The sequence below is a fragment of the Dapis hubbardiae BLCC-M172 genome (assembly GCF_050016015.1).
Classification (GTDB): domain Bacteria; phylum Cyanobacteriota; class Cyanobacteriia; order Cyanobacteriales; family Microcoleaceae; genus Trichodesmium.
The window spans coordinates 1-15,629 of record NZ_JBNHEQ010000191.1; the positions used below are offsets into that span (position 1 = coordinate 1).

Sequence of the window (15,629 nt, forward strand, 5' to 3'; positions counted from 1 at the left end):
TAATTGATAATGGATAATTGATAATTGATAATTGATAATGGATAATTGATAATTAGACATCTCTAATAATAAAAAATAAAATCAATTATTCGACATAAATCATCAATTATTTACCCCTACTCCCTACTCCTTGCTCTCTACTTTCTGTTTTCTGGAGATGTATATTAGATGTAGTTTTCATCGTTCGCTATTCATTATTTTTCCTCTAGCCTAGTTAGAACAATAATTTGTATTTTAATGTCAACTTAACTGATGTAATTTTTAAATTATGTTCATTCTATCTTGTGATTAATTATGACTTTATGACTAAAAAATAAGGTATCAAGTTTCCTCTTTCCAGGGGAGAAAAAGTGGAGATTCCCCTATAGTGGAATTGCTTTACCGGAGCAGTGGAAAACCTCACCATATACAATTGACTAAAAGAAAATAAACTTCAGTATTTCTATCCCGATGCTTTCCTAGGTGATGCTGCGCAAACAGTCAGAGGTACTGAATAACTGATAACTGATAACTGATAACTGATAACTGAAATGGCAGATATTACTTACAACCCAAAATCTTCTGAATCTATTATTAACCTAAAAAGAAACCCGAAAAGACCAAGAGAAATATTTAATAAAGTAATGACTGCATTATCAGGTGCTTGCATAGTTATTACTCTTATCCCTCTCTTTGCTGTATTAATTTATGTTTTTATCAAAGGAGCAGCTCGTCTTAACCTAGATTTATTTACTAAATTACCTCCAGCAGCAGGTCAAACTACAGGGGGAATCGCTAGTGCTATTCTTGGTACAATTATGGTAGTGGCAATTGCTGCTGTAATTGCTGTACCTTTTGGCATTTTAGCAGCAGTTTATTTATCGGAATTTAGTGACGAAGAAACTGCTCGCCCAATTCGATTTGCTACTAATGTTTTGAGTGGTGTTCCATCAATTATTGCTGGGGTATTTGCCTATAGTTTACTGGTTTTAACTATGGGTAAATTTTCAGCATTTGCTGGAGGAGTTGCTTTATCAATTTTGATGTTACCTACTATTATTAGAACTACTGATGAAGCTTTACAAATAGTTCCTAGAGATATTAGATGGGCATCGGTAGGAGTTGGTGCTTCTAATTATCAAACTGTTTTACAGATAGTTTTGCCTGCTGCTTTACCAGGTATTATCACAGGAATTACTCTTTCTATTGCTCGTGCTGCTGGAGAAACAGCTCCACTACTTTTTACCGTAGTTTATTCTAATAATTGGCCTCGTGGTCCTTTTGCTCCGACAGTACCATCTTTGGCATATCTAGTATACGAGTTTGCTCGTAGTTTTGATTTGGTTTTACAAGAGTTTGCTTGGGCAGGATCTTTGGTGCTGGTTTTATTAGTTTTAATTACCAGTATTCTTTCTCGTTGGGCAACCAGTCAAAAGCAATTTTGATGATTGAAAAATGAATAAGACATCCCTCCTACCTCATGGGGGTAGGTTTTTAATATTTCGGTTGAGGCTAGACTTGGATAATGACAAGATAAGTAGAGCAGAAAGATTAATGGGAGTTGAAAAATATTCAGATAATATTATAGATAGATATTACTGACGATCATACAATAAAATTCAGATAAAACCAAAATTAATCTGAATAGGCAAGGTAAATAAGAAGTTCTTGCATCTCTAAAAATTTGCCCAAAAAATTATTAACTGAAAGGTATTCGATTATTCTAGGTTTCTGAGAGCAGAAAATACAAAAGAGAGCTATCTAAACTACAAGAAAAGAAGAAGAACAGCTATTAAATCCTAAATTTAGGTAATGGTTTGGATTCAAGCAAGCAGAAAACATCAAGCTGGATGTTGATATCTATAAATAGTAAGTATACAAATAATTGTCTAACTAAATTAGGAGGTTATATTTTATGCCGGAGTCTCAAGTAAATCTTTCTAAACAAAATTATGCACCTGCTCTTTCAACAGAAAAAGTTAGCATTTTTTACGGAGATTTTAAAGCGGTAAAAGATGTTTCGATGGAAATTCCAAAGAATAAAGTAACTGCTTTTATCGGACCTTCAGGTTGTGGTAAAAGTACATTATTACGATGTTTTAATCGTCTCAATGATTTGATTAGTATTTTCCATTTAGAAGGTCGCATTCTTTATCATAATCAGAATATTTATGACTCAGATATTGACCCTGTAGAAATTCGCCGTCGCATCGGAATGGTATTTCAAAAGCCTAATCCTTTTCCTAAGTCAATTTATGATAATATTGCTTATGGAGTAAGAATTAATGGTCTGGCTAAATCTAAAGAAGAAATGGATGAGATAGTTGAGCGATCGCTACGACAAGCTGTTTTATGGGATGAGGTTAAGGATAAATTGGGGCAAAGTGGTTTTGCTCTGTCTGGAGGTCAGCAACAACGTTTGTGTATTGCTCGTGCAGTTGCTATTAGTCCGGATGTTGTTTTAATGGATGAACCTTGTGCTTCTCTTGACCCTATTTCTACTATTAAAGTAGAGGAATTAATTAACGAACTTAAGGAAAATTATACTATTATTATTGTGACTCATAATATGCAGCAGGCGACTAGGGTTGCTGATGTAACTGCCTTTTTTAATGCACAAGCTGAAGAAGGCGGTAAACGCTTTGGTTATTTAGTGGAATTTGATGAAACTCACAATATTTTCCAAAACCCAAGGGAAGAAGCAACTCAACAATATGTAAGTGGTCGTTTTGGTTAAAATTAATAATTAGGGAGTAGGGAGTAGGGAGTAGGGAGTAGATTTTTGAGGAATTTACTTCTGCTTTCTACTTGAGACTTTTAAACTCAAACAGGCGCACTTTTTCAAGACTTAAAAATGCCTTCAGTAGTTACTGTGTAAGTTTTTTAAATTTATTCAGCAAACCCTACTTAGTGTTAGTAATAGGTCGAAAACATTAGCCGAAAAGTGGAACAGACTTTTATCGTTTGAAAACAATACTTTCTTAGTTGAATAAAAAATCATGCGTATAGGCGAGTAGCAACAGACACTATTTATGATATCACACTTTTTGTGAGGATGCAACCAAAAATTCTTTGTCGTAGCGATTTTTTTATTGGCTTTCAGAAAATGAAAATAGATATTTTTTTCTTCTATTGCGTATAGAGCAATAGTCGTTTCATTCGCTGAAGCTCCCGGAGTCGGAGGATGAAAATTTTTCTCTTTCTATTGCGTATAGAGCAAGAGTCATTTCATTTGCTGAAGCTCCCGGAGTCGGAGGAGAAAATTTTCCTCTTTCTATTGCGTATAGAGCAAGAGTCGTTTCATTTTATGAAGCTCCCAGAGCCGGAGGATGAAAATTTTCCTCTTTCTATTGCGTATAGAGCAAGAGTCGTTTCATTTGCTGAAGCTCCCGGAGTCGAACGATGAAAATTTTCCTCTTTCTATTGCGTATAGAGCAATAGTCGTTTCATTTGCTGAAGCTTCCGGAGTCGAACGATGAAAATTTTCCTCTTTCTATTGCGTATAGAGCAATAGTCGTTTCATTTGCTGAAGCTTCCGGAGTCGGAGAATGAAACTTTTTCTCTTTACTATTGCGTATAGTTTTCAGGGTTCTTAAAACAGCTTTCCTGAATCCTTTGTATTTCAATAAAAGATAGCAAATGGGTGTAACTTATTAACCTGAGAAACCCTATATACAAATTTATTAAAAATTCGGATCTGCTAAATTTACGTCATTTTTCTTCATTGGTACTAAACCAAGTTTTTCCCGACAAAGTTCCATATATAAACCAGCAATATTATCAATAGAGTTTAGCCTTTTTACTTGTTGAAAATATTCTAAAGCTGCTGCATATTTACCAAACTTCCACCCCTTAATTCCTTTATTAAATAATAATAGAGTTGTAATTTTTTCCGGTTCAATAATATTATTTTCAGTACCTAGTAACTCATAAATATTAACAGCCTTCTGCTTTCCACGGAGAGTCACTTTATCAATCCACCTATAATAAATTTTGTCACAATAATTAGGCGGATTATCCTGGTTATTTTGAATCTGATTACAAAAATTTTCTTGGCTATTAAGACTATTATGTTTAGTTTCTATCGGTTTTGCTGTTTGAGAATTATTTTGACATATTTCTACTTCAGAAATGACTTGCTCACTCACAATAATTGAGCATCCATAAGTCTTAGTTAAACTTTCCAAACGTGATGCAGTATTAACCACATCTCCAATAACCGTAGAATCCATTCTTTTTTCAGAACCCAAAGTACCAATAACAGCAATACCTGTATGAATACCAATACCAATGTTTAGAGGTTCTTTCAGATTATATTTCTGATAATTAACATTAAAATCTTGCAAACTTTCCTGCATCATTACAGCAGCTTTTAGCGCATTAAAACTATGACATTCATATTTATCAAATACTGCCATAATGGCATCACCTAAAAATTTATCTATAAATCCTTGATTAGCCGAAATACAAACACTCATTCGCTGAAAAAAAGAATTTAACCACTTAAAAGTATCTCGTGCATTTTGTGATTCAGCTATTGCTGTAAATCCTCTAATATCACAAAATAAAACTGTTAATTCTTCTTCTGTTCCATCTCCAAGCTGAATCGAATTTAATCCTTCAGGAGCTATTCTTGATAAAAATTGCTCTGGTACAAATAATCGAAATTTATCTGATAAAAGCTGATTAATTCGCAATGCAGCTGATAGTTGTAAATTACTTTGTGTATCTAGTTTTTGACTATTTTCAGATTTATTCGCTTGAGAACGTATTTGATTTAGCTGCAAAATATTAGCAACTTTTGCTAGAAGTAAGCGAGTATTAAATGGTTTCGTAATATAGTCATCTCCCATCGATTCTAAACCTTTCAATTTAGATTTTTCATCATCTAAGGCTGTTAAAAAAATTATAGGAATTGTCTTTAATTTTTCATTCTGACGTAAGGATTGACAAACTTCAAATCCATCAATTTCAGGCATCATTACATCTAGTAATATCAAATCAGGCGGAGATTGACTAGCAACTTGTAGTGCTTGTTTGCCATTGTTTGCTGATATAGTAGTGTAGCCTTCTAATGCTAATAGTTCTTCTAATAGAATTAGATTATTTTGCTCATCATCAACTACTAGAATACATAGCTGTTTATTAGACATATCATTTAGTAAAAATTATTAACTTCAAATAACTATTTTTTTTCTTTTGAGTGTAATTTAATAATATGTTCATAGTATAAAACTGACAGTTTAATTAGGAATTTGAATCAAGTCTGGAGGCTTAAGGAAGCAAAGTTTTGAAGGCAATTATTGATTTATATTTTTGCCACTAGCATCGCTGAAATATTCATTCAATATAACTTCGTGAAGTTTAACTCTTATAGTGAAAGCTTTCACTCAACTTAAACCTCAAAAGCACTCTTACCTTGTCCCTAATGTCTCTGGGAACCAAAAACTCTTTTAGCAGAGTATAATTAATTCAGAGCTTCAGTATTTCAGCTTTTGGTTTACTTGCGATATTACCAAACATGGTATATTATTCAAATAACTTCTTGAGATGCCCCTAACAAATAAAAAATATTTTGAAAAATTGTAACTTCACTACAAAATTATTCTGTGAACTATATTTTCCCTGTTTTTAGTTTAGCTTTTAATTCTATACCATATATAGAACCCTAAATTATTTGTCAGAAATTCCACAATAGATAAATAGTCTGATACTTCTAAGTAGTTGTGCAAAATAAATTTCCTAGTTGAGAGAGGGAATAGGGTATAGGGTATAGGGAGTCAATTAGGATGTGTGCTATTATCTAAAATCAAAAACTTGTGTATTTCTCTGTTGCTGAGAATTGCTGTAATTGTATTTATTAATAGTTGAATGTTCTATATTTGCTCAAGAAAAAGGGTATTGGGAGAGTAGATGAGAATTCATTAATTGATAATTGATAATGGATAATTGATAATTACCTCTGGTTAAAACCGTTCTTGATTGAAGATAAGGAAATATTATTTCTTTCTTTCCCCTTAAAAGGGGAGGCTTTAAACCAGAATTATTTAATTATTAATTATTAATAATTCGGTAAAAATATAAATAATTGAGGCTAACTTGTTAATGATTCTTAAAAAGGTGATTCATCCTGTGTTAATTACTTAGTTAATTATGGCTTGCTGATTAAATATAAAAGCATTAACAAATATGGGTTTGAGCAATTTTAAGTCTTTAAAAAGTATCAGGTTTTTAGCTATTTATGCTCATGCATGTTACGATTTTCGGTTGACTCATGGCTGAAAAATCAGGGGATAATTCCTCCTCCTGTCTCCTGTACGGGCGTTAACGATAGTTATGGGAAGCTAACGGCCGTTTCGCTGCGCGACATGAAACGCCCCTACGACTCCTACCCCTACTAAAAGACTTTTTCAGCAAACCCTAATTACTTAATAATTGAAGTATCACCCAAGTGTAGAATTACTTCTAGTAACTGGTATAACTTACTAGAGTTAAAACGGATAATTAAGGAACCATAATAATATCAAATCTGCTTAATTGGGTATCAAAAAAAATTTCATCTATGGTTCCCGAAAAATCAGCAAAAGTGCAAATATTTCTAAATTCTCTTCCCTCCTGACTCCTAGATTAACCATCTAATTAGGGTTTGCTGAAAAAGTATAAGTAGGGACGTTGCATAAGGGCGTCCGTACAGAGTCAGGAGGAATGGAGAATTTAGATGAGGTAGGAAGAAGAATTATCCCTTTATTTTTCTGCCTTATGCAACCTAAAATCCTAACTTTTTCAGCTTTTTAGACCGAAAAACTTGCACTTTTTCCAGACCTAAAAATGCTTTTACCTTTATCTGTAAATACTTTGATGTTTATTCAGCCAGCCCTAATTATACCGATTCTACCAGATTTGATATAACTCACATTCAGCAGTTTACATCATAGAAAAACGGATAAAAAATTGAAATTCTTAAGAAGAAAATTAGTTCAATAAAATCGTAAGCATTCAGCTATCAACAGTCAGCTCTCAGTCATAAAAATGAATGAAGCTATTATAGCAATTTTCATTAATATAGAGCACAGAGATTTGGGTTTAAAGGAAGAAGGCTCATATTATCTAGGAGAGAAGGAGGAATTTTTGTAGTCTACCTTTGTGAAAACCGCTAGAATTTAACTTCTATCACATTTTCAAATAGTTCTTAGAAATCTCCCAATTACTTTTTCCTTCTTTAAAGGTAATATACCTGTTAACGTAGTTCCTCCGCAGGAGGCTAGCTGACTGCTGTTTGCGCAGCATTCCGCAGGAAATGCTTACATAAAATCTTCTTTAGTTTTGACTAATTACTCACCAAAGACTTTACAATATCAATCATCTGTTCAATATTTAAAGGCTTACTAAGATAAGCCGATGCACCAGCATTCAAACATTTTTCTCGATCGCCCGCCATTGCCATAGCAGTCACAGCAATAACTGGTACAGACTGCCATATAGAATGAGCCTTAATCTTCTTAATTAATTTTAACCCATCAACTTCTGGCAACTGAATATCCATCAAAATTAAATTAGGTAAACTTGGAGAAGTAACCAAAGGAGAATTAATCGTATCAAGCATAGTTTTACCATCACTAATTAACTCAACTTTATAGCCCTCTACCTCCAATACTTGAGAAATTAAAAGTTGGTTATAAGGTTGATCTTCAACAATCAAAATCCTAGCAGATTTTTCAGTTTCTAATATTTTATCAGTACCACCCTCTGAAGATACTCTATCGCCCTCTTCTGATGCAGAAATAACTATTAACTCTTCCCGCATTTCTGTTAATGGTAACCAAACACGAAAAGTGCTACCTTTGCTAACTTGAGAATCTAAAGAAATAGTTCCACCATGTAATTCAGCTAATCTTTTTGTCAAAGCTAAACCCAAACCCGTACCTTCATGTCTTCTAGATAAAGAAGAGTCAATCTGTTGAAAAGGTCTAAATAATATTTCCCATCTATCTTCAGCAATACCAATTCCAGAATCTTTCACCTCTAAACATAAATAAGGCGTACTAGAATTAATTGTAGAACAATCAGGTCGATAATTACCTTGAATTTGACTACCATAAGCTAAATATCCGCTTAGTTTAACTTGCCCCCCTTCAGGCGTAAACTTAATAGCATTAGAAAGTAAATTAATAATTATTTGCCTAACCCGACGCTGATCCAGATAAACTGTAGATATACGATAATCCAATTCTAGAGATAGAGCCAATCTTTTTTTATCAGCTCGTGGCTGAATCATTCTCAAGCAATCTGTACAAACTTCGTGAATATTAATTAGCTCTAAACTTAGCTCTGTTTTCCCAGACTCAATCTTAGATAAATCCAGAATATCATTAATCAGTTGTAATAGATGTTGACCGCTTTTTTGAATGAGTCGAATTTGATTAACTTGGCGATCGCTTAACGGCTCGGAGATTTGTCGTTGTAATAAATCAGAGAACCCTAAAATACTATTAAGTGGGGTTCTCAATTCATGGGACATAGAAGCCAAAAACTCTGATTTTAACTGAGAAGAACGCTCTAATTCTTCATTAATTTGACGTAGACGTTCTTGAGATTGCGCCCTTTCTATGGCCACTCCTAAAGTACGACAAGCTGCAAATAGCATATCTTTTTGGTCAGTTTCTTGTAGTTTTTGCAGGTTACGAGATTCTAGAGTTAAAACACCAATAATTGTCCCATCTGTGGCTGGTATTGGGAAAATTCCTAGTTGGCCAATGCCTGGATGCCGAAATCCTGGTATAGAATTAGGTTGATTAGCATAATCTTCAACATAGATAGGTTTGCCACTCTCGACTACTTCCCACAAAAGTCCTTGACCATAAGGGATACCCTTTTTCAACAAATTTTCCATTTCAGCTACTGCTGGTTTGCCATAAGTAGCAATAAATTGAGAACTAATTTCATTCAAAATTTGCCCTGCTTGACGATTTTTTCCTTCCCCATTGATAACTTTGACATCCCCAAAAGAAGCATTCATTACCTCTACAAGATAATTCAGGGCAAATTGGGCTATTTCTCTTAAGCTATCTGAGTATTGGAGTCGTTCGTTGAGACCTAGAAGAAATCTTAATCTTCTTAATTCAGCATTGAGACTAGCTTGAGACTTTTGATATATACTGACATCCCGAAAGGTCAGTAGATGACCCCCATCTGATGCGAGGCTGCAGTCCACTTTAAGGGAAATACCGTTAGATTGTTCAATATATAATAATTGACTTTCTGTTTCTATCTTGAGCAGAGAGTTTTGTAGTTGTTGAGATTGTTCGGTTGACCAATAACCTTGAGCAAATATTTCGGCAAAAATTTCATCCCTATGGGGTTTTTGAGCTAACCACTGTGGTAATAATCCCCAAATTTCAGGCAGTTTCTGATTAAATAGAATTAAGTGATTAGAATTATCAAACAGAGCAATACCATTATCTATTTGGTTAAGGATAAGTTCTTGCTCTTCCTTCCACCTTTGTAAATCAATTTCAAAATCATCCATTTTTTATCTGTATATTTTGGTCATTGCTAATTTGCTAATTCAGTAGAAATAGGACTTACGCAGAGAAAACCCCTTTCTACAATAAATCCTTGGTTTGAAGAATAGACATCTAGGAAAAAATCAGGTTTGGGGGGTTCGTATAGGTAAGTTTTGTATTAAAGATAAACTAATCTTCTTTACATAACTTTATATTGATTTTTATTTATTGATAGTGATAATAGTTAGATTATTTTGTGATCCTACCCACACTAAAGATATTTTACCAATGGATAATTGATAATTGATAATGAAAGAGTTTTTTAAATCTCTAATTTTCTCTCCCTATTTCTATCTAACTCGTTCACATCCTCTAATTATCCATTATCCATTATTGATTATCAATTAATGAACTATAAGTCTGGAAACCTTTATGGAGATAGGGAGTAGGGAGTAGGACAGTAGACAAAAATTACCCGCCTTTTGTCACACGGGGGTTAAATTTTGATTTATTGTGGGCTGAAATACTGTCAGTCAAGGTTTTCAGCTAGTAAAATTTCACTATTGATTTTCAATGGATGACTTCTGTTAAAATAATGAAATCGAAGTAAGATAAAATTTTAATTTATTAACTCTATTTTATTTGTAAAATAAGTATTAAAGGTTGAATAAATCCAGGAATTAAAATCTTTTTGTTTGATAGAGTATCAGTATTCATACTCCTAAAGTTATTAAAAGTTATTAGATTATAAATACTTATGTTTTAGCCTATTCCCTCTTCCCTATCTCCTTTTTTATATTTCCCGATCTATTCAATCTGTTAGACATGAAAATCAACACAATGATTCTATGGTTTTAACTTCATTGCTGATCAAGCTATATTCAGCAAAAAACACTGCGGAACAATTAATAATTAATAATTACCCCTTCTTGAAACGGATAGGATTGGCGCTCTAGGAAATTTTTTTGATTTATCCCCTATCCAAGTGGAGGCTTTAAACCTTAATTGTTGAATGAATAATTAATTATTGACGCTTCAACTCTTAATTATTAATTATTAACTATTAATTATTAATTATTCGGTAATTCTCACTTTTTGCGTTTAAACAGATTTTGGATTTTAGGGAATAGGGATAGGGAATAGGGAATTAAGGAAGAGAAAAAAATACTTTACCTCATAAAGATGAGAACCAATAAATATTTTTTATGAATCTGGAAAAGTTCGCTTTAATTCATCAATCAAATCATCAATCTCTTCTATAGCTTGATTAACATCAATTCTGAGTGTACCTAAATCTGGCTTTTCTAGAAGTTTGACTAAAGATTCCCGCTTATTTTCAATAGTAGCTAATCTTGCTTTGATTGTCTGTGAGTCCATTGTAAATTCCTGATATACTCTAGTTAATACAGTATTTTAGTTTAACTCATTCAAATCCTGATCTGGATTAACGGCAAATATTTTAACAGGAGATGCCAAAAACTTCAAACTAAAACTCAGGGCACGGTAAGTGATATAAAATCACTTTTATCTTGATCATTAGGGAAACCAGCCACTGTTAAAATGATCGTAGACGGTTATTTTTTTCTACCTTCGACTTACTGGAAGATTTATCATCCTAAATATTGCAAGTAAACAAAGCTAATTTTCAGATTATAAATATATATTTATTATACAAAACTTGATACTGACTTTTCCTGTCTCGTTAATCGAATTTTAATGTGAGTCCCCAAGTCAAAGATTCAGATATTTACATCTCTAATTTTCAACAGTCTCTGGTTCTTGAAAAAAAATATTCTATATATTATAAATGTTTAAGTTACACCCAGATCGGGAAGCTACAAGTGTTAGTAAAGATATATTAAAGCGAATTAACTCTCTGAAAAAAGAAAATGAAAGATTGTATAATATTTTAGCAATAGATGTTTGGGCATTAGCCAAGACTATGGATGAATTTCAGCCTGGATTTTGGGCAGCTTTTATGAAAAATCGAGATAAAGCTTTCAAAAAATTTATGGCTGATACAATTAAAAATAAGCAAAAAGATGATACCCGCCCCCCTTTTCTACGTTAATTTAACTTCAAAAACTTACGCATTTACGAAAAATATATAGCAGTACGAAATTGTTGGTAAAAAATTCTAAAATAGATACAAATTTTGAACTTATTACCGAAAAATAAAGATATAAAGCTTTCTATTTCAAGATCAAAAAAGTGTTAGGATATTTCCTTATATTCAATTCCGTTACGGTTTTCCTTGAGGTAATTATCCATTATCCATTAATGAACCTCTTTACCGGGTAATTAATAATTAATAATTATTAATTAAATAATTGAGGTTAAAAGCCTCCCCTTGAAAGGGGAAAAAAAATAAATTTTTTCCTCCTTTGTGTCAATCATCTCCCTAAAAGGGAGAGGTAATTATCAATTATCAATTATCAATAAATGAACCTACTCCCTAATGCTACAGATATTGTCTAATGTCTAACCTCCTACAGGATTGCCGATCGAGGGCTTGGAATATCATTAGATTCAGGAAATATTGATTATACAAGTACAACAGATATTTGATAAATTATTAGAAATTAATTACTGACTTTACTGAGAAAAAATTAGAGGAAAAGAAAAAAAGTTGACCTAAAATCATAGTGAGGGTAAGATACTTATGGAAACTACTAATTTGTAATTACCTCATATATCGCACAAAAATTGAAGTATTAAAACTTCGAAATTATATTCACATATTTAATGATATGCTACGCCAAATTTCATTAGCGACAGTCGGATTGGTTTTAGGTGGAATTATTTCTGTAATTGGAACAGCAGCTTACTTTACTAATAATCCCACACTTAACTTAGCAGGATTCTTTTATGGAATTCCTCTACTTCTGGGAGGACTTGCTCTTAAAGCATCTGAACTTGAACCAGTACCTTTTACTCAACCAACTACTGAAGAAATCATAACTCTCCGGGAAAAACAGGCTACTCCTACTCAAAATCAAGTACGTCAAGATGTGACTCGCTATAGATATGGCCAAAAAGTGCATTTAGAAGAATCTCTGTCTCGCTTAGGTTTAAGTCCCACAGATGAGGAAAGACCTATACTTACAGGATTAAGGGAAATAGCTATCAATGGTTCTTATACCTTAGTGCTAGAATTTGATTCTTCATTAATTACCTTAGACACTTGGCAGGAAAAACAGGATAAATTATCCAAGTTTTTTGGGCCAAATTTGCGGGCAGAAGTAAGTCAACCTACAGAGGGAAAGATTGATGTTGCTCTGATAACTACTCCAGAAGTAGAAAAAACATAATTTTTAATCTCAATCCTCTGAAATTTAAGATTTGACAAATAAAGTTTTTTCCTGAGTATAAAAAAAATTGAGGAGTTTTCAACCTACTTTTCCAGACGCACCACATACCATTGGAGAAATTGACCAGGACTAAATTCATACTCACAATAGGTATCTCTTAGTTTTTGAGCTTGAGCATCTAGAGAAGATAATTTTTGTAAATCTCTAGGTAAATTAGATTGTTGTTGAGCTATAATAGCTCGCAATTTTTCTAGTAGTTCTATACCTGTCAGAAATTGCTCAGGTTTATTTGCTTCTAAGACTACATAGTTTTCTTCTTCGTACATTAGTGAATTAGGCATTTTTAGGAAGAAAATTTGTTAACAAGTATGATTAATCATTGAGATTCTAAAATCAAGTCAAATCAACTACTATATATAGTTGGTTTTAATAATGAAAAAAACAAGTAAACCTACAAATTAGTAGAGGTTGACAAGATAAGGATGTATGAGAGTATAATAGAAAATCAATGAAATATTGCTAGAGTAATGGTAAATTATTGTGAATGCTAAAGTAAATAAATTAGCAAAAACATTCTGAGAGCAAATTATCAAGAAATCAAATCAAAGAAAAATTAAGTTTCTAATTGTAGCTCCAAAGCAATATTCAAAGATTAACTCTACTAACTAACTGATAAAATAGTAGCAATTTGCACTTTTAGCCATGATCACCCCATCTCAAATTTCAATACCTAAAGAGCAAAAACCTTCGAAGCTAGAAGGCATAAAAGAAAATAGTAATTTTTTGCGGGAACCCCTGGCAACTCAACTTCTGGAAGATACAAATCACTTCACTGAAGAAGCTGTTCAAATACTCAAATTCCACGGTTCTTATCAACAACATGACAGAGATCATATAGTTAAAGGGCAAGAGAAAGATTATCAAATGATGCTTCGCACCCGGAACCCGGGTGGGTTTATTCCGCCACAACTTTTTCTCACCTTAAATAGTTTGTCTCATGATTATGGAAACGGAACACTTCGTGTGACAACTAGACAAGGTTTTCAGTTGCATGGAGTATTAAAGAAAAATCTCAAAACAGTCATATCATCCATTATCAAAAGTATGGGTTCGACACTAGGTGCTTGTGGAGATTTGAATAGAAATGTCATGTCTCCACCAGCTCCCTATAAAAATCGTCCTGAGTACGAATATGCTAAAGATTATGCTAATAAAATAGCAGATTTATTAGCTCCACAAACGGGAGCATATTACGAAATTTGGCTAGATGGAGAAAAAGTAATAAGTGGAGAAGAAGCTCCAGAAGTAAAAGCAGCTAGAGAGCACAATGGTAATGGTACAATATTCCCTAATAGTGAAGAACCAATTTATGGTACTCACTATATGCCAAGAAAATTTAAGTGCGCCGTCACAGTTCCAGGAGATAACTCCATAGACCTATATACTCAGGATGTGAGTCTGGTTGTGATTACTAATCAAGCAGGAGAATTAGAAGGATTTAATGTTTTAGCAGGTGGAGGTCTAGGTCGCACTCATAGAAAAGAAGATACTTTTCCTTGTTTAGCACAAGAAATAGGATATGTCACCAAAGAAGATATATTTGATTTGGTCAAGGCTATAGTAGCTACTCAAAGAGATTATGGCGATCGTAGTAAGCGTCGCCATGCTAGAATGAAATATTTACTCCATGACTGGGGAATAGAAAAATTTAAGGCCAAGTTGGTAGAATATTTTGGTAAATCCATCTCTCCTTTTAAACCTCTACCAGAATGGAAATATTTGGACTTTCTGGGATGGCACGAACAGGGAGATGGAAAGCTTTTTTTAGGAATTTCAGTAGAAAATGGCCGTGTAAAAGATGAAGATTCATTTCAGCTAAAAACAGCTCTGCGAAAAATAGTTAGTTTATTTAACTTACCAATGCTGTTAACAGCTAATCACAATATTATTCTCTATGAAATTGAAACACGGCAGAAACAAGCAATAGAACAGATATTCACTCAGCATGGTATCAGCAAAGAAAAAGATATTGACCCCTTAGTGCGCTACAGTATGGCCTGTCCGGCTTTTCCTACTTGTGGACTAGCAATGACAGAATCAGAAAGGGCATTACCTGGCATACTGGGACAAATTAGGTTATTGTTGGACAAGGTGGGGCTAGGACAGGAACATCCTGTAATTAGAATGACAGGATGTCCCAATGGTTGTGCTAGACCCTACATGGCGGAATTAGGATTTGTCGGTAGTGCTCCTGATACTTATCAGATTTGGTTAGGGGGTTCACCCAACCAAACACGACTGGCAAAACCTTATATCGACAAACTGCATATCAATAATCTGGAAACTGAGTTGGAGCGAATATTTATCTATTTTAAGCAACAACGTCAACCAGATGAGAGTTTCGGTGATTTCTGTAATCGTGTCGGTATTGAAGCCATCCGTCAGTTTGTAACCAACTATCAATCTAGTTTCTCGATGAATACAGATATTAACAATTCCAGTTTTACCTCAATCAATTCTGAAAATAATATTCCAGTAGTTACAGATGGTACTGAGACAACTTCAGAAACTCAACCTCAAGAAGAAGTGGTAAGTACAAGTCTGGAAAATAATCAGGAAATGACTGCTCTTAATTCTCCGGTAATTTCACCCGCTAATGTTGATAGTAGTACATTGGTAACTCCATCAACTACTGTGAGTCAAACGACAACAACGACTCCAGCAACAACTACTGAAACTCAACCTCTAAACACTCCTGTTTTTAGTAGTGACGATAATACAACAACACCTGCACCTACGACTATTGGTCAACCAGTAAGTCAACCTGTAACACCTA

At 33.5% G+C, this 15,629-nt stretch carries 9 protein-coding genes; 5 read left to right on the plus strand and 4 right to left on the minus strand.

Going from position 1 to position 15,629, the window contains the following annotated elements; translation table 11 throughout:
• Positions 1-530 precede the first annotated feature (530 nt).
• On the plus strand, positions 531-1,424 hold the full coding sequence (pstA, locus tag ACP6PK_RS17225) for a phosphate ABC transporter permease PstA (RefSeq protein WP_426561156.1): 894 nt from the start codon (positions 531-533) through the stop codon (positions 1,422-1,424).
• A gap of 470 nt (positions 1,425-1,894) precedes the next feature.
• Positions 1,895-2,716, plus strand: a complete 822-nt coding sequence (gene pstB, locus ACP6PK_RS17230) for a phosphate ABC transporter ATP-binding protein PstB (protein ID WP_426561158.1) — start codon at positions 1,895-1,897, stop codon at positions 2,714-2,716.
• Positions 2,717-3,662: 946 nt separating this feature from the next.
• On the opposite strand, the gene ACP6PK_RS17235 is transcribed toward pstB, so the two are convergent.
• The 3 genes from ACP6PK_RS17235 to ACP6PK_RS17245 form a co-directional block, all read right to left on the minus strand.
• Positions 3,663-5,132: a response regulator gene (locus ACP6PK_RS17235; RefSeq protein WP_426561160.1), complete on the minus strand. Its 1,470-nt coding sequence runs from the start codon at positions 5,130-5,132 to the stop codon at positions 3,663-3,665.
• A 2,174-nt stretch (positions 5,133-7,306) separates the two neighbouring features.
• A complete protein-coding gene (locus ACP6PK_RS17240; RefSeq protein ID WP_426561162.1) occupies positions 7,307-9,505 on the minus strand; it encodes a hybrid sensor histidine kinase/response regulator in 2,199 nt (732 codons plus the stop codon).
• A gap of 1,180 nt (positions 9,506-10,685) precedes the next feature.
• Positions 10,686-10,859 (minus strand): hypothetical protein, encoded by a 174-nt coding sequence (locus ACP6PK_RS17245; RefSeq protein WP_426561164.1) that lies wholly within the window; start codon positions 10,857-10,859, stop codon positions 10,686-10,688.
• Positions 10,860-11,289: 430 nt separating this feature from the next.
• Between ACP6PK_RS17245 and ACP6PK_RS17250 the strand changes: the two genes are divergently transcribed.
• Complete coding sequence (locus ACP6PK_RS17250; protein ID WP_426561166.1) at positions 11,290-11,553, plus strand: hypothetical protein; 264 nt, start codon at positions 11,290-11,292, stop codon at positions 11,551-11,553.
• Positions 11,554-12,232: 679 nt separating this feature from the next.
• Complete coding sequence (locus ACP6PK_RS17255) at positions 12,233-12,793, plus strand: DUF2854 domain-containing protein (protein ID WP_426561168.1); 561 nt, start codon at positions 12,233-12,235, stop codon at positions 12,791-12,793.
• A gap of 83 nt (positions 12,794-12,876) precedes the next feature.
• Here ACP6PK_RS17255 and ACP6PK_RS17260 read toward each other — a convergent pair whose 3' ends face one another.
• Positions 12,877-13,134: a CRR7 family NDH-1 assembly protein gene (locus ACP6PK_RS17260; RefSeq protein ID WP_426561170.1), complete on the minus strand. Its 258-nt coding sequence runs from the start codon at positions 13,132-13,134 to the stop codon at positions 12,877-12,879.
• 361 nt (positions 13,135-13,495) lie between these two features.
• Between ACP6PK_RS17260 and sir the strand changes: the two genes are divergently transcribed.
• Positions 13,496-15,629: sulfite reductase, ferredoxin dependent (sir, locus tag ACP6PK_RS17265; RefSeq protein WP_426561172.1), on the plus strand; the 2,134-nt coding region annotated here is incomplete at its 3' end.